Source organism: Streptomyces chiangmaiensis (assembly GCF_036281785.1).
Classification (GTDB): Bacteria; Actinomycetota; Actinomycetes; order Streptomycetales; family Streptomycetaceae; genus Streptomyces; species Streptomyces chiangmaiensis.
Window position 1 is genome coordinate 88,307 of the sequence record NZ_JAYWVC010000002.1, and the last position, 18,995, is coordinate 107,301.

Here is an 18,995-nt window from a genome sequence, read left to right on the forward strand (position 1 = left end):
ACCACCCCGCTCAGCTCTCTTCCGGCTCCCCGGCGATCGCCCGCGCCTCGGCCTCGTCCGCCGCGTCGAAGCCCGTCTGCCCGGGGCTGCCGTGGGCCGCCGCCTGAGCGTCGATCCAGCGGGTGTGGGCCTCCCAGGCCGCCTGCTTGCTGGTACCGAGCGCGGCGCCGATCTGCGCCCAGGACGCCCCTGCCTCGCGTGCGGCACGCACGGTGAGCTGACGCCCGTACGCCGCCTTGCGGGCCACGACCTCGCTCAGCGCCAGCAGCTCCAGCAGCTCGCCCCGGTCCGGCGCCCCGGCGTCGCTCCCGGCCCCGGCGAGCGACTCGCGGATGCGCAGATCCTCCAACCGGGCCACGGCGGTCACCAGCGTGTACTGAGACTCGATGCTCTGGGGTGTGGTCATGCTCCCAGAATCGCGTCAAGGCAGCTTGACGTCAAGGCGACCTGACGGAAGCTCTCGACGGGGAAGCCAGGGCGGGGAGCCGGGCCGCACGCGTCCTGGTTTCCGCAGGGACACGGGATCGGCCCCCGCTCTCCCGGCGACGGGACAACGGGGGCCGGACGAAGCCGAACGAAAGGGAGCCGTCTCAGTTCCAGCTGGCGTGCAGCGGCTCGCCCTCCGCATAGCCCGCCGCGCTCTGGATGCCCACGACGGCGCGCTCGGCGAACTCCTCGAGGGAGCCTGCGCCCGCGTAGGTGCAGGACGAGCGGACGCCCGCGATGATCGAGTCGATCAGGTCCTCGACGCCCGGGCGCGCCGGATCCAGGAACATGCGGGAGGTCGAGATGCCCTCCTCGAACAAGGCCTTTCGGGCACGGTCGTACGCCGACTCGTCCGACGTGCGCTTGCGCACCGCGCGGGCCGACGCCATGCCGAAGGACTCCTTGTAGAGGCGGCCGTTCGCGTCCTGCTGCAGGTCACCCGGGGACTCGTAGGTGCCCGCGAACCAGGAGCCGATCATCACGTTGGACGCGCCCGCGGCCAGCGCCATCGCGACGTCGCGGGGATGGCGGACGCCACCGTCGGCCCACACGTGTTTGCCGTACTTCTTCGCCTCGGCCGCGCACTCCAGGACAGCGGAGAACTGCGGCCGGCCGACGCCGGTCATCATGCGCGTGGTGCACATGGCGCCGGGGCCGACGCCGACCTTGACGATGTCCGCGCCCGCCTCGATCAGGTCACGCACGCCCTCGGCGGCGACGACATTGCCCGCCACGATGGGTACCTGCGGGTCCACCGCCCGAACGGTCCTGATGGCGCTGATCATCGATTCCTGGTGACCGTGCGCGGTGTCGATGACGAGCGTGTCGACCCCCGCGTCGAGCAGCTGCTTGGCCTTGCCCGCGACGTTGCCGTTGATGCCGACGGCGGCGGCGATGCGCAACCTGCCGCCCGCGTCGGTGGCCGGCGTGTAGAGCGTGGCGCGCAGGGCGCCCTTGCGGGTGAGGATCCCGGCGAGCCTGCCGTCCTTGTCGACGGCGGGCGCATAGCGGCGGTTTGCGGCGTCGAGGGTGTTGAAGGCCTCACGCGGATCGATGCCGGCGTCCAGGAGCAGCAGGTCCTTGGACATGACCACTTCGAGCTGGGTGAAGCGGTCCACGCCCGAGAGGTCCGCGTCCGTGACCACGCCGATCGGCCGGTGCTCCTCGTCCACGACCACACCGGCGTTGTGCGCGCGCTTCGGCAGGAGCGCGAGGGCGTCGGCGACGGTCTGGTGCGGGGCCAGCACGATCGGGGTGTCCAGCACCAGATGCCGGCTCTTGACCCAGGAGATGACCTCGGTGACCACGTCGATCGGGATGTCCTGCGGAATGACGACCAGACCACCGCGACGGGCCACCGTCTCCGCCATGCGGCGTCCGGCGATCGCCGTCATGTTGGCGACGACCAGCGGGATGGTGGTACCCGTACCGTCCGGGGAGGCGAGGTCCACGCCCTGACGGGAGCCGACCGCGGACCGGCTCGGCACCATGAAGACGTCGTCGTACGTCAGGTCGTACGAAGGCTCGATGTCATTGAGGAAACGCACGTGCTGCACATCCCGGTCGATCAGAGTCGGCCCCCTGACAGGTCAGCCAGGGGGAAGAGCACGTACTTCATTGTCCCATGTCAATGGGTATGCCTTCGTTGCACAGATCATCCAGGCAGGTCAACCGGGTTTTCGTGGGATCCTCCAAGGGCGAGGGCGACGGACAGCCCCGGTGTCCGCTCCACCGCCTCGGAGAACACCTCCCGGGCGACGCCCCACTCCTCGGGCCGCACCGTCGCGTACCGCTGCCAACCCCGTACGACGAGGAGCAGGCCCCTTTCGACGGCGGCGGACGGCCAGACGGTGCGGTCGTTGAGCGAGTCGGCGAGCGCGTCCCAGTTCCGGCCGAACCACTCCGGCAGGCCGAGGGCGTACGCGATCCGCTCCATGAACGCGGCCTTGTCGTCCACCCCGTCCAGATCCAGCGTGACCACGAGCCGGTCCGCAAGGTCGTCGGTCATATCGGTACCGCCCTGATCGAGTTGTGGTGATCGTCGGTGGAGCAGCCCGGCGGGCACACGAGGGGCGCGCTCGCGACATGGCAGGGGCATGCCAGTCGCGCGCCTCCGGGACGCCTCAGCCGGCGTGGCGAGTCCGCCCGCGCTCAGCCCGTCCGGCCGCCGCGCGCCCATGGTCTCGCACCGCCGGCGCGCCCCTTCGTCCCACTCCCCTCCGCCACGGTCGCCACCGCGCGTCCGGTCGTCAGGGCCCGTCCGGGTCCGCCCGGTTCAGGGCCGGCTTCGGGGTCGGACCCGCGGCCATGAGGTAGTCCGCCGCCGACGTGTCCGTCACCAGGCTCGTGACCAGTCCGGACCGGAGCACCGCGTCGATCGCGGCCGCCTTCCGCTGCCCACCGGCGATCGCGACGACCTCGGGGATACGACGCAACTGGTCCGCCTTGACGGTGATGCACCGTTCCCCCAGGTCCCGTCCGACCCGGCGTCCCTCGGCATCGAAGAGGTGGGCGGACATCTCGGCGGCGACACCGAGGGACGCATAGTGTGCGCGCTCCTCGTCGCTCAGCATGTCGTGCACCGTCGAGATGCCCGGCTCCCAGGAGCCGATGGAGACACAGGCGACCGTGACCTTGTCGAAGTACTCGAAGGCCCGGGCGATCCCCGTCTGGTTGCGCAGCGCGGCCGCGGTCGCGGCGTCCGGCAGCAGCATCGGCGCGTAGATGGGGTGGGCGTCGCCGCCCGCGACCTGGGCGGCGCGGCGGACGGCCTCCACCGAACCGCGCTCGGCGGTCCCGGCGTCGTACACGCCCGTCAGCTGCACCACCGTGCACGGCGGCAGCCGGTCCAGGGCGGCCGCCATGTGGATGGTCGAGCGGCCCCAGGCCAGACCCAGCACATCGCCCTCGGTCACCAGTTCGCCGAGCAGGTCGGCTGCCACCTCACCGAGGTTCTCGGGGTCGGGCGACTCCTCGGCCTCGGCCGGGGACTCGACCACGACGGCGTGTCTGAGGCCGTACCGGGCGCGCAGCGCGTCGGAGCGCTCGGCGTCCAGCTCGGCGGGAACACGGATCTCGATCCGCACGAGATCCCGTTCGAGGGCGGTCTCGAGAACCCGGGCCACCTTGAAGCGGCTGACGCCGAACTCCTCCGCGATCTGGATCTTGGACTTGCCCTCGAGATAGAAGCGACGGGCCATAGCCGCCGCCTGCACCAGCTCAGCGGGTCCCATCCGCATGGCTGACCGGCCCGCCGACATACCCGACACGGCCATCTCCTCACTGCCGTTCACACTCTGCGTTCGCCGTTCATCCTTGCAGATCCGGTGTACTTGATCAGCCGGGACGGTCGGCGTTCAGGTTCCGTTGGTTCAGTCGTCGCACGCCCATGACGCTTGGGCGATCGCCCGCTCTGCCTGGGTGCGCAATGCACGTACTGCGGCGGCCGGATCGGACGCCCCGTACACGGCCGAACCGGCCACGAAGACGTCCGCTCCGGCCTCCGCGCACTGTTCGATGGTGGAGGCCGAGACACCGCCGTCCACCTGCAGCCAGAGCTCGAGGCCGTGCTTGCTGATGAGCTCTCGGGTGCGGCGGATCTTCGGCAGCATGATGTCCAGGAACGCCTGACCACCGAAGCCGGGCTCGACCGTCATGATCAACAGCATGTCCAGCTCGGGCAGCAGGTCCTCGTACGGCTCGATGGGGGTCGCGGGCTTGAGGGCCATGGAGGCCCGGGCACCCTTGGCCCGGATCTCGCGGGCGAGCCGCACGGGAGCGGCTGCCGCCTCGACGTGGAAGGTGACCGATCCGGCACCCGCTTCGACGTACTGAGGCGCCCAGCGATCGGCATCCTCGATCATCAGGTGGCAGTCCAGCGGTGTGTCCGTCGTCCGGGCCAGGGCCTCTACGACCGGCGTGCCGAGCGTGAGATTCGGGACGAAGTGGTTGTCCATCACGTCGACGTGGAGCCAGTCGGCCCCGTCCACGGCCTTCACCTCCTCGGCGAGGCGGGAGAAGTCGGCGGACAGGATGCTGGGGTTGATCTGCACGGCCATGACCCAAGACTGCCATGCTCGGCGCCGCTTGTTGCGGGCGGTCCGCCTGCCGGACCCCCAGCCGCGGGGGGCACGCGGTCACGGCTGCCGGCCCGAGGGTGCCCGGGGACCGTCGGCCCGCCCGGGAGAAGCCGCGTCAGGGGGCGCCGACGCCGGTGAGGAACGTGTCCACGACCAGGTCGGCCGCCTGCAGGGGCTCCACTTCGGGGAACTGATGGGCGACGCTGTCCACCAGCTGATCGAGGACTGCTCGCGCCCAGTGGAGCGGGACACCGGGGCGCAGGAAGCCTTCATCGACCGCACGCCGGAGAAAGGCGTCCAACCGCGCGCTCAGCTCCTGACGCCGGCTGTTCGCGTCGGGGTTCTCCCGCATCATGCGGCGCGTGTCGACGGGCCAGTCCCGGCTGACGGGGATGATCCTCTCCACATAGCGGTGCAGTGCGACGGCGACAGGTGCCTCCGCGAGCCGGGCCTCGTCGAGGACGCACTCAGAGGCGTCGAGCTTTGCCTGGAAGACCGCGCCGAGGAGGGCTTCGCGCGTGGCGAAGCGGCGATGCGCGGTGGTGCGGTGGTGCGGTGGTGCGGTCGACCCCGGCCTCGTGGGGGATGGCCGACAGCGAGGTTCGGTGGTTCCTGGGTGGCGCCCAGCAGCCCTGACCTGCTGGAGATCCGCTCTCCGCACGACCGGTCCGTTCTCGGCCGCGTGGCTCAGGCGGCCGTGGCGGACGTGGACGCCGCCGTGGCCGCGGCGCGCGAGGCGTTCGACCACGGGCCGTGGCCCCACACCGACCCCAAGGAGCGGCAGGAGGTGATCCGGCGGCTCAACGCGCTGCGTGAGGCCCGCGCCGACGAGATCGCCGCCGCCGTCTCCGCCGAGAACGGTTCGGCGCTCTGGTTCACCAAGGCGGGCCAGCCGTTCCTGACCCGCCAGGTCAACGCCTATCTCAAGGCGGCCGAGGAGTTCGGCTGGGAGGAGGTGGTGGAGCCCTCGGATCCATCGGTGGCCTTCGACACCGTCGTCAGGCGTGAGCCGATCGGTGTCGTCGCCGCGGTCATCCCCTGGAACTCTCCCTTCTCCGCGGCCATGGCGAAACTGACGCCGGCCCTGCTGGCCGGCAACACCGTGGTACTCAAGGCCTCTCCGGAGAACTCGCTCGGCATGATGATCCTCGCGGACCTGTTCCACGAGGCCGGGCTGCCCGAGGGAACCCTCAGCATACTGCCGGCCGACCGGGAGACCAGTGAGTACCTGGTCTCGCACCCGGACGTCGACAAGATCTCTTTCACCGGGTCGACCCGGGCCGGCCGCCGTATCGCCTCGATCGCCGGCGAGCAGCTCAAGCGTGTCGGCCTCGAGCTGGGCGGCAAGTCCGCCGCCATCGTCCTGGAGGACGCCGACCTCCCGTCCGTCGTGCAGGGGCTGCGTTTCGGTTCCCTGGGCAACAACGGGGAGGCCTGCATCCTGCAGACCCGCATCCTCGCCCCGCGCAGCCGCTACGACGAGATCGTCGCCGCGCTGACGGAGATGGTGGAGTCCCTGAAGGTCGGGGACCCGTCCGAGCAGGACACCTTCATCGGCCCCATGATCCGCCCCGACCAGCAGCAGCGCGTGATCGAGTACATCAGGCTGGGCATCGAGGAGGGCGCCCGCCTGGTGACGGGAGGTCCGCACGTCCCCGAAGGCCTGGGGAAGGGCAACTACGTCACTCCGACGCTGTTCGCCGAAGTCGACACCAGCATGCGCATCGCCCAGGAGGAGATCTTCGGCCCGGTTCTCGCCGTCATCGCCTACGACGACGAGGACGACGCGGTACGCATCGCCAACGACTCGGACTACGGTCTGTCGGGGGGCGTCTGGTCAGCGAACCCCGAGCGCGCCCTCGACGTCGCCCGCCGGCTCCGCACCGGAACCGTCACCCTCAACGGTTCACCGATGAGCTTCGACGGCCCGTTCGGCGGCTACAAGGCGAGTGGGGTCGGCCGTGAGTACGGGGCGGTCGGCCTGACCGGGTACGTCGAGCACAAGACGATCACCCGAAACCGGTAGGCCCGCCGGCCGCGCCTACCCTCGGGAAGTCCAGGGCCAAGGCACCCCGCCCAGGGGGCACCCGTTCCGGGAACGCTCGCGGGCATCGACCGGGCTCAGACGCCGGGGCGAGTGGGCAAGAACGATGGCAGGCATACGGCGGACCGGCCCCGAAAGGTTCCACGACGCCCACGAGCTCACAAGCGGACCCCATGGCAGGGAACGCAGGCCGGGGCGGGCCCCGCGCGACCTGGCCATCGGCGCCCTCCACCTGACCGGCTGCGACGCCGTCGCCCACGAGGGCGTGCCCGAGGAGGTCAGGCGGTCCGGCGGATGAGCGCCAGATACATGGCGTCGGTGCCATGCAGATGCGGCCACAGCTGTACGTCGGGACCGTCGCCGAGCGCCGGCACACCCGGCAGCAGCGGGCGGGCGTCGACGAGTTCGGTGTCCCGGTGCTGCTTCAGCACGTCGTCGACCACCGCACGGGTCTCGGCGAGATGGGGCGAGCAGGTGGCGTAGCCGACGACGCCCCCGACGCGCACTGACTCCAATGCCGTGGTCAGCAGGGCGCGCTGGACCGGCGCGAAACCGTCCAGGTCCTCGGGGCGGCGCCGCCACCGGGCCTCGGGACGACGGCGCAGCGCACCGAGCCCGGTGCACGGCACGTCCACCAGCACGCGGTCGAAACTGCCGGCCCGCCACGGCGGGCGGGTCCCGTCGGCGGCGATGACCTGGTAGGGGCCGGGATTCCCGTCGAGTGCCTTCGCCACCAGACCGGCCCGATGCGGCTGCTTCTCGGAGGCCAGCAGTACGGCTCCGCGCTCGGCGGCGAGCGCCGCGAGCAGCGCCGCCTTGCCGCCGGGCCCCGCGCACCCGTCGAGCCATCTCTTGTCGGGTCCGTCCAAGGGCGCGTTCGCGACGGCCAGGGCGACGAGCTGGCTGCCCTCGTCCTGAACGCCGGCACGGCCTTCCCGTACGGCCTCGACGGCACCGGGCTCGCCGCCCTCGCTGAGCCGGACGGCGTACGGCGACCATCGGCCCGGTACCGCGGCCTCCTCGCGCAGCAGTTCCTCGGTGGTGGCGCGGCCGGGACGGGCGACGAGCGTGACCTCGGGCCGCTCGTTGTCGGCTTCCAGGAGGTCCTCGATGCCGGCGCGGCCGCCGCCGAGAGAGTCCCACAGAGCGGAGACGACCCAGCGCGGGTGCGAGTGCACGACCGCGAGGTGGTCCTCGGGATCCTCGTCGTACGGCGGTGCCACCCGCTCCACCCAGCCGTCGAGATCGTCCTGGGCGACCTTGCGCAGCACGGCGTTGACGAACTTGGCCCGTCCGTCGCCGAGTACGACCCGGGCGAGTTCGACGGTGGCCGACACCGCGGCGTGGGACGGGATCCGCGTCCCGAGCAGCTGATGGGCACCAAGGCTCAGCACGTCGAGCACGGGCGGATCGACGTCACGCAGCGGCCGGTCGACGCAGTCTGCGAGGATGGCGTCGTACGTCCCCTGGCGGCGCAGCGTCCCGTAGACCAGCTCTGTGGTGAGGGCCGCGTCCCGTGCGTCGAAATCGCCCTTCTCGCGGGCCCTGCGCAACAGCGGCGGCAGCACGAGGTTCGCGTACGCGTCCCGCTCCTCGACGGCGCGCAGCGCATCGAAGGCGAGGATGCGGACAGGGTCCTTCTTGGGCCGGCGATAGGGCTTGCGGGGACGACGGGACTGGTCGCTCACGAAAAGGTGCTCCGGGTGTGGGATGACGTGCGTGTCCCAGCCTACGTCCGTGCGGGTCGGGCGGTTCGGGGAGGTCAGTCGCCGAGGCTCTCCCCGTTGCCGATCCGCACCCCACGCGCCCAGTCGGCGGCCCGCATGGGCTTCTTGCCCTGGGCCTGCACCCACATCAGCTCGACGGCGTACGAGCCGGTGCCGACATACACGTCGTTCTTGCCGACGGACAGCTGCCCGGGGGCGAGATCCGTCCGCTCCGGCACGGGTGCGACCTGGATGAGCTTCAGCCGCTCGCCGCGGAAGGCGGTCCAGGCGCCGGGCACGGGCGTGCAGGCCCGGACCATGCGGTCCACCCGGAGTGCGGGCGCGGACCAGTCGACGTGCGCGTCCTCGACGGTGATCTTCGGAGCGAGGGTGACGCCCTCGGTGGGCTGCGGCACGGCCTTCAGCGTGCCGTCCTCGATGCCGTCCATGGTGGCCTCGAGCAGTCCCGCACCGGCGAAGGCGAGGCGGGTGAGGAGGTCCCCGCTGGTGTCGGTGGGCCGGATCTGCTCCGTGATGGTGCCGTAGACGGGCCCGGAGTCGAGCCCCTCCTCGATGAGGAAGGTGGAGGCACCGGTGATCGCGTCGCCCGCCAGGACCGAGTGCTGCACGGGGGCGGCGCCGCGCCAGGCGGGAAGCAGGGAGAAGTGCAGGTTGACCCAGCCGTGGGCGGGGACGTCGAGGGCGACACGCGGCAGCAGCGCACCGTAGGCGACCACCGGGCAGCAGTCGGGCGCGATCTCCCGCAGTCGGGCGAGGAAGTCCTCCTCCCGGGGCCTGTTCGGCTTGAGGACCTCGATCCCTGCCTCCTCCGCCCGCTCGGCGACGGGACTGGCGACGAGCCTGCGCCCACGTCCCGCCGGTGCGTCGGGCCGCGTGACGACGGCGGCGACCTCGTGCCTCCCGGACGCGAGCAGCGCGTCCAGTGCGGGAACAGCCACCTCGGGGGTACCTGCGAAGACAAGCCTCATAAGTGGATGACGGCCTCTCGGGCGGGAGCTCTGACGGACCCTCACGCCTCCGGCTGCGCCGTGGCGGGCGGTCGACGCACCAGTCTATGGGGCCCGCGCGCCGGGGACGCTTCGGCCACCCACGACGCACGGCGAACGCGTCATGTAGCGCACACCACTCCTGGGGGCGTACGCATATGCCCTTACGCCCCCGCCCCGTGACCACAGACCCGTAAACGCGTTGGTCAAGAAAGAGTTGACCACAGCGGGCCGCGTCGGCGGCCCGACCCTTTTCAACGCCGGTTCGAGAGGCTTGTTCATGGCCGACCACGCAACCCACGACGCCCAGGCCCGGGCCAGCCTGCACTTGCTGGTGCGGGACATCGAGCGGGTCCGCCGGCAGGTGGACGCACTGCGCACCCTCACCGCCCAACTGGGCAACGTCTACCGCCCGCGCCGCTCCGGCCCGTCCACGGGCTTCGTCGTCTACGGGCGCGCCCCCGCCCCGACCGTCCGTCTCGCCCAGGAGTTGCGGGACAGTGTCGAGACCCTGGTCACGGCGGCCGTGGACTTCGACCGTTCACTCGGTTTCTCGTGGGACGCCGTGGGCTCCGCACTCGGCGTCACCAAGCAGGCGGTGCACCGTCGTTACGGCGCCCGCCGCGCCGCCGCTCAGGCGCCCGCCGAGACCGAACGCGCACCGGAACCGTCCGGCAGTCGCACCCTCAACGTGAGCGGGGCCATGCCCACGGTCCCCGCGGCCCGCTCCATGCCGTCACAGGCGCCGGCGGGCACCCCCGCCTTCCGCGACGAGGTCAGGCCGACGGCCTTTCCGGGCCCGCGCAACGGCTGAGCCGCCGAATCCCCCGCCTCCCCTCGCCACCGGGAGGCGGCTGCATGACGACGCCCGCACACCGGCCTGCGGGCACCATGCCTGCGGCCTACCTGCCCGCCGAGGCCCTGTGGCACGAAGGGCGACGCGTCGGCTGCCGCCTTCGGCCCTCGGGGACTCCGCATCGTCCCTCGGCCGCCCTTCACCCGATGTCGGGCGGGTCGATCTGGATGCGTACCGTCTCGCCACCCCCGCCACGTGCGGTCCGGGCGGCCAGCGCGGTCTTCAACGCGGAGGCCAGCGCGGCCCCGCTCCCCGGCGGCACCCGGACGAGCGCCCGCTCCCACCGCTCCCCCGGCGGCGGCCCGCCGGCCCGGCGTGGCCGCCCGGCCTCGGTGACCGGCAGCGGTACGGGCCCCAGCACCTCGGCGTCCGGCGGGAGTCGGGCCCCGACGAGGAAACCGGTCACGGCGTCGGCCGGACCCGACACGGCCGCCATCCGTGACACCGGCGGAAAGCCCAGCTCGGCCCGCTCGGCGAGCTCCCGTACCGCGTGCCCGACGGGATCCCAGCGCACAAGCGCCTGCACGGGCCGCAGCGTCGGCTCGGCGACGACCACGACCCTGCCGCCGGCCGGCTGCGGTCGTACGAGCGCGCTGGCACCGATCCATCGCCGCAGCGCGTCCTCTCCCGCCCGCAGATCGGGACGGCCGAGCATGGCCCATCCGTCGAGGAGCAGCGCCGCCGCATACCCGCCCTCGGCGACCGGCTCGGCCCCCGGCGTGCTGACGACCAGGGCGGGTGTGCCCGGCACCGTGTCCAGTACCTGCTCGCGTCCGGAGGTACGCACCGCGACGGCCGGAAACGCCCGGCCCAGCTCCTCGGCGGTCCGCCGCGCCCCCACTATCCGCGCCCGCAGCCGGAACCCGCCGCACTCCGGACAGTGCCAGTCGGTCTCCTGCCGCCCGCACCACCCGCACCGCAGCTCTCCCGCGTCCTGCGCGGACAGCGGCCCGGCGCAGTGCCGGCACCGGGCGGGCGCGCGGCACTGCGCGCAGGCCATGCGGGGCACATAACCGCGTCGGGGAACCTGTACCAGCACAGGCCCGTGCCGCAGGCCGTCCCGTACGACCTCCCAGGCGAGCGTCGGCAGACGCGCCGCCCTGGCGGCCTCGTCCCGCGCGAGGTCTCCGTCCCCCACGGTCCGTACCAGCGGCGCGGCGGCCCGCACCTGCTCGCGGTCGGCGACGAGCGGCGCGGCCCATCCGCTCTCCACGAGCTGGGCGGCCTCGACAGTGCAGCTCCAACTACCCAGCAGAAACCCACACTTGTCACGCGAGGCGCGAAGCTCCAGCACCTCGCGGACATGTGGGAAGGGAGCGTTGTCGTCGCTGTGACCGGCATCCCCGTCGTCCCAGACGACGACCAGCCCGAGGTCGCGTACCGGAGCGAACATGGCTGCCCGTGTCCCGACGACGGCTCGCACCGCACCGCGGCGTACGGCGAGCCATTCCCGGTACCGCCGCTCCTGCCCGGCGTCTGCGGTCAGGAGCGCATGCCGGCCGTCGCCCATCAGCGCCCGGAGCGCCGCGTCCACCCGCGCGGCGGGCCGCCCGGCCGGTACGACGACCAGTGCACCGCGGCCGGAAGCGAGCGTCGCCTGCACGGCGCGGGCGATCTCCTCCGCCCACTGCGGGCCGGGCAGAGCCGTCCAGACGGCCCGGGGCGCGTCGCCGGAGGCCAGCGACCGCAGGAAGTCCGTACCCCGCCCGTACCTCCGCCAGGACCCGGGGTCGGGCGCGGGCGGTGGCGCGGGAGGCGCGCCCATCGGGGTGGCCTCGGCCCGGGCGTGCCGCGGGGGGACTGCGAGCTGGAGCACATCGGCGAGACTGCCCGCGTAGCGGTCGGCGACGGCGCGGGCGAGCCCGAGCAGCTCGGGCGAAAGGACGGGCTCGGGCGACACGACCTGCGCCAGTGCCGCGAGGGGCCCCGTGTAGTCGGACTCGGCCACGCGCTCGACGAGGAACCCGTCGATGAGGCCACCGCCCTCACGTCGCCCCTCGCGCACGGTGCGCCCGCCGGCCCCGAACCGCACCCGCACCCGCACCCCGGGCTGAGCCACCGCATCGAGTTCCTCGGGCACCGCGTAGTCGAAGTAGCGGTCCAGATGCAGCACGCCCTTGTCCACCAGCACGCGTGCGACGGGCAGCTCCTTGGCCGGCGCGGCCCCCCGCCACGTCCGTGGCTTGGCCCTGGGCGCCTTGGCCTTCCGCACGGCCTCACGCAGCAGCGCAAGCTGCTCCGGCGGCGCGGCCTCTCCCCCGCCCGCCGGCTGCTGCCCGTTCCCGCTGCTCACGCTTGCATTCTTACCAAAAGCCACTGACACCGGCGCGGGCCCGAGGCCCCCGGGCACCTCGCCAACGGCAGGCGGGCACCGTACGCGGCAGGAGGCATCCCCGACGGTCATGTGCGACGCGCCGAGGCCCGGACCCCCGAAAGGGTGCCGGGCCTCGTGGCACGCGTGGGTGCGATGGGCTTACAGGCCCACCGCCGCCCGCAGGGCGTCCACCCGGTCGGTGCGCTCCCAGGTGAAGTCGGGGAGCTCGCGGCCGAAGTGGCCGTACGCCGCCGTCTGGGCGTAGATCGGGCGCAGCAGGTCGAGGGCACGGATGATCGCGGCCGGACGGAGGTCGAAGACCTCCTCGATCGCCTTCTCGATCTTCTCGGCGTCGACCTTGGCCGTGCCGAAGGTCTCCACGAACAGACCGACCGGCTCGGCCTTGCCGATCGCGTACGCGACCTGGACCTCGCAGCGCGAGGCAAGGCCGGCGGCCACCACGTTCTTGGCGACCCAGCGCATCGCGTACGCCGCCGAACGGTCCACCTTCGACGGGTCCTTGCCGGAGAAGGCACCACCGCCGTGACGGGCCATGCCGCCGTAGGTATCGATGATGATCTTGCGGCCGGTGAGGCCGGCGTCGCCCATCGGGCCACCGATCTCGAAGCGGCCGGTGGGGTTGACCAGCAGGCGGTAGCCGTCCGTGTCCAGCTTGATGCCTTCGTCGATCAGCACCTTGAGCTCCGGCTCGACCACGAACTCGCGGATATCGGGGGCCAGCAGGGAGTCCAGGTCGATGTCGCTCGCGTGCTGCGAGGAGATGACCACAGTGTCCAGGCGGACCGCCTTGTCGCCGTCGTACTCGATGGTGACCTGGGTCTTTCCGTCGGGGCGCAGATACGGGATCGTGCCGTTCTTGCGGACGTCGGACAGCCGCTTGGACAGGCGGTGCGCCAGGAAGACCGGCAGCGGCATCAGGGTGGGCGTCTCGTCCGACGCGTAACCAAACATCAGACCCTGGTCACCGGCGCCTTGGCGGTCCAGCTCGTCGTCGTCGCCCTCGACACGGGACTCGTACGCCGTGTCCACACCCTGCGCGATGTCCGGGGACTGCGCGCCGATCGACACCGAGACACCGCAGGAGGCGCCGTCGAAGCCCTTCTTCGAGGAGTCGTAACCGATCTCGAGGATCTTGTTGCGGACCAGCGTCGCGATGTCGGCGTAGGCCTTCGTGGTGACCTCGCCGGCCACGTGCACCAGACCGGTGGTGATCAGCGTCTCCACGGCGACCCGGGACGTGGGGTCCTCGCGCAGGAGCGCATCGAGAATGGTGTCGCTGATCTGGTCAGCGATCTTGTCGGGGTGGCCCTCGGTCACGGACTCCGAGGTGAACAGGCGACGGGACACAACGCTCCCTGTGGTTGCAGCGGCTGCTGGCTGATCATTGGCGGACGGAACGGGGGCTGCGCCCGGCGTCGTCCGGGGACAGTTTATCGGTCGCGCCCGGCCACCGGCCCACGCGTCTCGCCTCTTGGGAGCGCTGTGACCTGCGGCACGGGCATTCTGCCCAATGCCCCGCGCTCTTTTCCAGGGTCGCCACGCGTGAATGTCCGGGCCCGCCGAAGAGTCAGGGCGTGCGGGAAGCGCTCAGGCCAGGCGGGGGGCCACAAGATCCCAGACGGTCTCGGCCAGCGCTTCCTTCGGGCCGTACGGCACCGGGGTCTCACTGCCGTCGGAGCCCAGCACGACCGCCTCGTTCTCCTCGGAGCCGAAGGTCTTGCGCTCGCCCACCTCGTTCACCACGAGCAGGTCGCAGCCCTTGCGCTCCAGCTTCTTGCGGCCGTTCGCCAGCACGTCGTCCGTCTCTGCGGCAAAGCCGACGATCACCTGGCCCGGACGGGCGCGGTCGGCCGAGATCTCGGCGAGAATGTCCGGATTCCTGACCAGGACGATGGGCTCCGGCTCTTGGTCGTCCTTCTTCTTGATCTTCCCCGAGGCGTATGTCGCCGGGCGGAAGTCCGCGACCGCCGCCGCCATCACCACGGCATCCGCGTCCGCGGCCGCCTTCAGCACCGCCTCGCGCAACTGCACCGCCGTGCCCACCTGCACGACGTCGACTCCGGCCGGGTCGGGCAGGCCCGTGTTGGCGGCGATCAGGGTGACGCGGGCGCCCCGGGCCGCGGCCGTACGGGCCAGGGCGTAGCCCTGCTTGCCCGAGGAGCGGTTGCCGAGGAAGCGGACGGGGTCGAGCGGCTCGCGGGTACCGCCCCCGCTGACCACGACGTGGCGGCCCGCGAGGTCGGGCTCGGCCACGCCCCGGGCCAGCACCCGGCGGCAGGCCTCGAAGATCTCGGCGGGATCGGGCAGCCGGCCCTTGCCCGTGTCGACCCCGGTCAGCCGGCCCACAGCGGGCTCGAGCACCACGGCACCGCGGCGCCGCAGCGTCGCCACGTTCTCCTGGGTGGCCGCGTGCTCCCACATCTCCATATGCATCGCCGGCGCGAAGACGACCGGACAGCGGGCGGTGAGGAGTGCGTTGGTCAGGAGGTCGTCCGCCAGGCCATGGGCCGCCTTGGCCAGCACGTCGGCCGTCGCCGGAGCCACGATCACCAGGTCGGCGTGCTGGCCGATGCGGACGTGCGGGACCTCGTGCACATCGTCCCAGACCTCGGTCGAGACGGGATTGCCGGACAGCGCGGACCAGGTGGCTGCGCCGACGAAGTGCAGCGCCGAGGCGGTCGGCACGACTTTGACGTCATGTCCCGACTCGGTGAATCTGCGCAGCAGCTCGCACGCCTTGTACGCGGCGATGCCGCCGCTGACCCCCAGAACGACCTTCGGCTTGTCCATCGGTCCTCTCCGCACTCGACACCCGTACGCCGCGACTCACAGGCGTACGCCATCCATGACACACCACAGGCCCGGCAGCGCTGCTGTCGGGCCTGTGGAAACCTACTGCGGTCCGCAGATAGACATACTGCTGAACGTACTGCGCCTACTTACTGCGCGGGGCCTTCGATGGCCTCGGAGGTCAGCAGACCCGCGTTGATCTCGCGCAGGGCGATCGAGAGCGGCTTCTCGTGGACGTGGGTGTCGACGAGAGGACCGACGTACTCGAGGAGGCCCTCGCCGAGCTGCGAGTAGTACGCGTTGATCTGGCGGGCCCGCTTGGCCGCGTAGATCACGAGGCTGTACTTCGAGTCCGTGGCCTCGAGGAGCTCGTCGATCGGCGGGTTGATGATGCCCTCGGGCGCGGTGATGGAAGAGGACACGCTCTGCCTTCCGAAAGATGGGAAAGATCAGACCTGATCACACAACCCTGATCACACAACGTTTATCAAGGCTAGCAGCTCGCGCGCCACATCCTCGACCGAGGTGTTGACCAGGGTCATATCGAACTCGGGCTCGGCCGCCAGCTCGATCTTGGCCGCCTCCAGACGGCGCTCGATCACCGCCGGCGGCTCGGTGCCCCGTCCGGTGAGCCTGCGCACGAGCTCCTCCCAGGAGGGGGGAGCCAGGAACACGAGCCGGCCCTCGGGCATGGACTCCCGGACCTGCCGGGCGCCCTGGAGGTCGATCTCCAGCAGCACCGGCACACCGGCCTCCAGGTGCTCCAGCACGGCCGCCCGGGGCGTGCCGTAGCGGTTGCCGGCGAACTCGGCCCACTCCAGCAGCTCACCGTTGGCGATCAGCTTGTCCATCTCTTCGTCGGTGACGAAGAAGTAGTGGACTCCGTGCCGCTCACCGGGGCGGGGCCTGCGGGTCGTCGCCGACACCGAGAGCCAGACCTCGGGATGTTCCTGGCGCATGTGGGCGACGACCGTGCTCTTGCCCACCCCGGAGGGGCCGGAGAGCACGGTCAGCCGCGGACGTTCACTCATGCAGCGATTATTCCAGCAATCCCGGTGTGTCCCGGACTCAGCTGGCGGCGCCGCCGAACTCGCGCTCCAGGGAGGCGATCTGGTTGGAACCGAGGCCACGCACGCGACGGCTCTCGGAGATCCCCAGTCGCTCCATGATCTGCTTGGCGCGGACCTTGCCCACGCCGGGCAGCGACTCGAGGAGGGCGGAGACCTTCATCTTGCCGATGACGTCGTTCTCCTGGCCCTGCTTGATGACCTCGTGCAGAGAGGCGCCGGAGTGCTTGAGTCGATTCTTGACCTCGGCCCGCTCCCGGCGAGCCGCGGCGGCCTTTTCGAGCGCGGCTGCGCGCTGTTCAGGGGTAAGGGGCGGAAGAGCCACGCCTACGTCACCTCGGATGTCGAACTGTCGGATACGGACCGGTGAGGAACCTAGTCGCCCCACACCTGACGAGCCACGAGCAACACGCTTGCCCGTTCACTCACGTCGGAGACTAGCGGTCAAGTGCGCCGGAGTCAGCGAGAACAGCGGAAAAGTCCTGGTCAGCCTCTATCGAGCCAGACTTTTCAGACATATTGCCCAGGATTTGAGGATGTATTCAGACTCAGGCCCTCCTCGAGACCCTCATCGGAGGGCTCATCCGATGGCCGTGCGGGGTTCAGGTGGCCGTCACCGCGACCCGGATCTCCTCCGCGTAGCGTTGCGCGGCGTCACGCAGCGCGACGACGTCGGGCCCGTACCGCAGCACTCCCCGGCTCACGTTCGGGACGACATGGCGCACCGCCGTCCCGAAGACCCGGGGAAGATCGGCCGGAGTGGCCCCCTGGGCCCCGATGCCGGGCGCGAGAAGGGGTCCGTTGATGTCCAGGTCGTACGAGGACAGATCGCCGAGCGTCGCGCCCACGACCGCGCCGAAGGAGCCCAGCGGCTCCTCCCCCGCGTTCTCGGCGGCCAGATGGGCGAGCATCGTCGCCGCCACGTTCCGGCCGTCGGGCCGCACGGCGTGCTGCACCTCGCCCCCCTGCGGATTGGACGTCAGCGCGAGCACGAACAGCCCGGCTCCGCTCTCGCGCGCCAGGTCCACGGCCGGCTTCAGCGACCCGTACCCGAGGTAGGGCGAGACCGTGAGCGCGTCGGAGAACAGCGGGGCGTCCTTCTTCAGGAACGACTCGGCGTAGGCGGCCATGGTGGAACCGATGTCGCCGCGCTTGGCGTCCATGATCACCAGCGCCCCGGCCGCCCGGGCCTCCTCGACCGTTTTCTCCAGGACGGCCACGCCCCGCGACCCGAAGCGCTCGAAGAAGGCGCTCTGCGGCTTGAGCACGGCGACCCGGTCGGCCGTCGCCTCCACCACGGTGCGGCTGAACCGCTCCAGGCCCGAGACGTCGTCGTTCAGGCCCCACTCGGCGAGCAGCGACGCGTGCGGGTCGATCCCGACGCACAGCGGGCCGCGCTCGTCCATGGCCCGGCGGAGACGGGCGCCGAAGGGTTCTCCGGAGAGCCGCTGCTGCGAGCCGGAGGGCCTGGTCGAGGGGGCGCGGTCGGGTGTCGGGGGGACGGTCATACGGGCTTCCTCACATCGGCGCCGACCGCGTCGGCGAGGGTGGCGTAGGGGCTGGTGCGGAGCCGTGCGGCGAGCCCCTTGTGGATGGCGCGCCCCCAGAAGGGCCCCTCGTAGATGAACGCGCTGTAGCCCTGGACCAGCGTGGCACCGGCCAGGATGCGCTGCCAGGCGTCCTCGGCGTCCTGGATGCCGCCGACGCCCACAAGGGTGATGCGGTCGCCCACGCGTGCGTAGAGGCGGCGCAGCACCTCCAGCGAGCGTGTCCCGAGCGGCGCGCCCGACAGCCCGCCGGCCTCCTTGACCAGGGTCGGCCCGGACTTCAGCCCGAGTCCCTCACGCGCGATGGTGGTGTTCGTGGCGATGATCCCGTCCAGGCCCAGGTCGACGGCGAGGTCGGCGACGGCGTCGACGTCCTCGTCGGCGAGGTCGGGGGCGATCTTCACCAGCAGAGGCACACGGCGGCCCGGAACGGTACGGTCGGCGGCCTCGCGGACGGCGGTCAGCAGCGGGCGCAGTGCCTCGGTCGCCTGCAGGTTGCGCAGGCCGGGGGTGTTCGGGGAGGAGACGTTGACCACCAGATAGTCGGCGTGGGCGGCGAGCCGCTCGGTCGACTTCACGTAGTCCGGGGCGGCCTCGGCCTCCGGGACGACCTTGGTCTTGCCGATGTTCACACCCACGACCGTCCGGAACACGGGGGTGCGCGAGGCCAGGCGCTCGGCGACCGCCAGCGAGCCCTCGTTGTTGAAGCCCATGCGGTTGATCAGTGCCCGGTCCGGGACGAGGCGGAACAGTCGCTTTCTGGGGTTGCCGGGCTGCGGCTCCCCGGTCACCGTGCCGATCTCCACGTGGTCGAAGCCCAGCATCGACATCCCGTCGATCGCGACCGCGTTCTTGTCGAAGCCGGCGGCGAGCCCGAACGGGCCGTGCATGCGCAGCCCGAAGGCCTCCGTGCGCAGTTCCTTGTAGCGGGGCGCCAGCACGGCGGCGAGGAACGTCCGCAGCACCGGCACGCGGACCGCCAGGCGAATCCAGCGGAAGGCCAGGTGGTGGGCCTGCTCCGGGTCCATCCGTTGGAAAACGAGACGGAAAAACAGCTTGTACATCTCTCGGTGTCCTC

At 71.5% G+C, this 18,995-nt stretch carries 18 protein-coding genes; 2 read left to right on the forward strand and 16 right to left on the reverse strand.

The window, feature by feature from the left end; genetic code table 11:
• Positions 1 to 10: 10 nt before the first annotated feature.
• From VXC91_RS01220 to VXC91_RS01245, 6 genes are all read right to left on the reverse strand, one after another.
• Entirely contained in the window at positions 11 to 406 is a 396-nt protein-coding gene (locus tag VXC91_RS01220) for a hypothetical protein (protein WP_329504438.1), read from the reverse strand.
• A 184-nt stretch (positions 407 to 590) separates the two neighbouring features.
• Positions 591 to 2,033 (reverse strand): GuaB1 family IMP dehydrogenase-related protein, encoded by a 1,443-nt coding sequence (locus tag VXC91_RS01225; protein ID WP_329504439.1) that lies wholly within the window; start codon positions 2,031 to 2,033, stop codon positions 591 to 593.
• 107 nt (positions 2,034 to 2,140) lie between these two features.
• A complete protein-coding gene (locus tag VXC91_RS01230) occupies positions 2,141 to 2,494 on the reverse strand; it encodes a barstar family protein (RefSeq protein ID WP_329504440.1) in 354 nt (117 codons plus the stop codon).
• 241 nt (positions 2,495 to 2,735) lie between these two features.
• Entirely contained in the window at positions 2,736 to 3,779 is a 1,044-nt protein-coding gene (locus VXC91_RS01235) for a sugar-binding transcriptional regulator (RefSeq protein ID WP_329504441.1), read from the reverse strand.
• Between the two features lie 78 nt (positions 3,780 to 3,857).
• On the reverse strand, positions 3,858 to 4,544 hold the full coding sequence (gene rpe / locus VXC91_RS01240) for a ribulose-phosphate 3-epimerase (RefSeq protein ID WP_329504442.1): 687 nt from the start codon (positions 4,542 to 4,544) through the stop codon (positions 3,858 to 3,860).
• Between the two features lie 136 nt (positions 4,545 to 4,680).
• On the reverse strand, positions 4,681 to 5,226 hold the full coding sequence (locus VXC91_RS01245) for a TetR/AcrR family transcriptional regulator (protein ID WP_329504443.1): 546 nt from the start codon (positions 5,224 to 5,226) through the stop codon (positions 4,681 to 4,683).
• Between VXC91_RS01245 and VXC91_RS01250 the strand changes: the two genes are divergently transcribed.
• On the forward strand, positions 5,116 to 6,591 hold the full coding sequence (locus tag VXC91_RS01250; RefSeq protein WP_329504444.1) for an aldehyde dehydrogenase: 1,476 nt from the start codon (positions 5,116 to 5,118) through the stop codon (positions 6,589 to 6,591). The genes VXC91_RS01245 and VXC91_RS01250 overlap by 111 nt on opposite strands.
• Before the next feature lie 296 nt (positions 6,592 to 6,887).
• Here the strand turns inward: VXC91_RS01250 and VXC91_RS01255 are convergent, their stop codons facing one another.
• Positions 6,888 to 8,297 (reverse strand): RsmB/NOP family class I SAM-dependent RNA methyltransferase, encoded by a 1,410-nt coding sequence (locus VXC91_RS01255; RefSeq protein ID WP_329504445.1) that lies wholly within the window; start codon positions 8,295 to 8,297, stop codon positions 6,888 to 6,890.
• 74 nt (positions 8,298 to 8,371) lie between these two features.
• Positions 8,372 to 9,304: a methionyl-tRNA formyltransferase gene (gene fmt / locus VXC91_RS01260; RefSeq protein WP_329504446.1), complete on the reverse strand. Its 933-nt coding sequence runs from the start codon at positions 9,302 to 9,304 to the stop codon at positions 8,372 to 8,374.
• Positions 9,305 to 9,602: 298 nt separating this feature from the next.
• Here fmt and VXC91_RS01265 point away from each other — a divergent pair, with 298 nt between their 5' ends.
• Positions 9,603 to 10,136 carry a hypothetical protein gene (locus tag VXC91_RS01265; RefSeq protein WP_329504447.1) on the forward strand — a complete coding sequence of 178 codons (534 nt, stop codon included), beginning with the start codon at positions 9,603 to 9,605 and terminating at the stop codon, positions 10,134 to 10,136.
• A 181-nt stretch (positions 10,137 to 10,317) separates the two neighbouring features.
• Here the strand turns inward: VXC91_RS01265 and VXC91_RS01270 are convergent, their stop codons facing one another.
• The 8 genes from VXC91_RS01270 to VXC91_RS01305 all read right to left on the reverse strand — a co-directional run bounded on the left by VXC91_RS01270 (position 10,318) and on the right by VXC91_RS01305 (position 18,981).
• Complete coding sequence (locus VXC91_RS01270) at positions 10,318 to 12,471, reverse strand: primosomal protein N' (protein ID WP_329504448.1); 2,154 nt, start codon at positions 12,469 to 12,471, stop codon at positions 10,318 to 10,320.
• A gap of 180 nt (positions 12,472 to 12,651) precedes the next feature.
• The gene (gene metK, locus VXC91_RS01275; protein WP_329504449.1) at positions 12,652 to 13,860 is read right to left on the reverse strand and encodes a methionine adenosyltransferase; all 1,209 of its coding nucleotides are present in this window, start codon (positions 13,858 to 13,860) and stop codon (positions 12,652 to 12,654) included.
• A 240-nt stretch (positions 13,861 to 14,100) separates the two neighbouring features.
• Positions 14,101 to 15,303, reverse strand: a complete 1,203-nt coding sequence (gene coaBC, locus VXC91_RS01280) for a bifunctional phosphopantothenoylcysteine decarboxylase/phosphopantothenate--cysteine ligase CoaBC (protein ID WP_329504450.1) — start codon at positions 15,301 to 15,303, stop codon at positions 14,101 to 14,103.
• A gap of 149 nt (positions 15,304 to 15,452) precedes the next feature.
• On the reverse strand, positions 15,453 to 15,725 hold the full coding sequence (rpoZ, locus tag VXC91_RS01285; RefSeq protein ID WP_005319902.1) for a DNA-directed RNA polymerase subunit omega: 273 nt from the start codon (positions 15,723 to 15,725) through the stop codon (positions 15,453 to 15,455).
• 51 nt (positions 15,726 to 15,776) lie between these two features.
• A complete protein-coding gene (gene gmk / locus VXC91_RS01290; protein WP_329504451.1) occupies positions 15,777 to 16,334 on the reverse strand; it encodes a guanylate kinase in 558 nt (185 codons plus the stop codon).
• Positions 16,335 to 16,371: 37 nt separating this feature from the next.
• Positions 16,372 to 16,695 (reverse strand): integration host factor, encoded by a 324-nt coding sequence (locus VXC91_RS01295; protein ID WP_055492888.1) that lies wholly within the window; start codon positions 16,693 to 16,695, stop codon positions 16,372 to 16,374.
• A 277-nt stretch (positions 16,696 to 16,972) separates the two neighbouring features.
• Complete coding sequence (gene pyrF / locus VXC91_RS01300) at positions 16,973 to 17,878, reverse strand: orotidine-5'-phosphate decarboxylase (RefSeq protein ID WP_329504452.1); 906 nt, start codon at positions 17,876 to 17,878, stop codon at positions 16,973 to 16,975.
• Complete coding sequence (locus VXC91_RS01305) at positions 17,875 to 18,981, reverse strand: quinone-dependent dihydroorotate dehydrogenase (protein WP_329504453.1); 1,107 nt, start codon at positions 18,979 to 18,981, stop codon at positions 17,875 to 17,877. Before VXC91_RS01305 ends, pyrF begins: the two co-directional genes overlap by 4 nt.
• Positions 18,982 to 18,995: the final 14 nt, after the last annotated feature.

What these genes read in the sequence shown, in the direction of transcription:
- rpe (WP_329504442.1), bottom strand. Translation starts at nt 4,544, where the DNA reads ATGGCCGTGCAGATCAACCCCAGCATCCTGTCCGCCGACTTCTCCCGC.
- gmk (WP_329504451.1), bottom strand. Translation starts at nt 16,334, where the DNA reads ATGAGTGAACGTCCGCGGCTGACCGTGCTCTCCGGCCCCTCCGGGGTG.
- VXC91_RS01265 (WP_329504447.1), top strand. Translation starts at nt 9,603, where the DNA reads ATGGCCGACCACGCAACCCACGACGCCCAGGCCCGGGCCAGCCTGCAC.
- fmt (WP_329504446.1), bottom strand. Translation starts at nt 9,304, where the DNA reads ATGAGGCTTGTCTTCGCAGGTACCCCCGAGGTGGCTGTTCCCGCACTG.
- coaBC (WP_329504450.1), bottom strand. Translation starts at nt 15,303, where the DNA reads ATGGACAAGCCGAAGGTCGTTCTGGGGGTCAGCGGCGGCATCGCCGCG.
- pyrF (WP_329504452.1), bottom strand. Translation starts at nt 17,878, where the DNA reads ATGACCGTCCCCCCGACACCCGACCGCGCCCCCTCGACCAGGCCCTCC.
- VXC91_RS01220 (WP_329504438.1), bottom strand. Translation starts at nt 406, where the DNA reads ATGACCACACCCCAGAGCATCGAGTCTCAGTACACGCTGGTGACCGCC.
- VXC91_RS01230 (WP_329504440.1), bottom strand. Translation starts at nt 2,494, where the DNA reads ATGACCGACGACCTTGCGGACCGGCTCGTGGTCACGCTGGATCTGGAC.
- VXC91_RS01305 (WP_329504453.1), bottom strand. Translation starts at nt 18,981, where the DNA reads ATGTACAAGCTGTTTTTCCGTCTCGTTTTCCAACGGATGGACCCGGAG.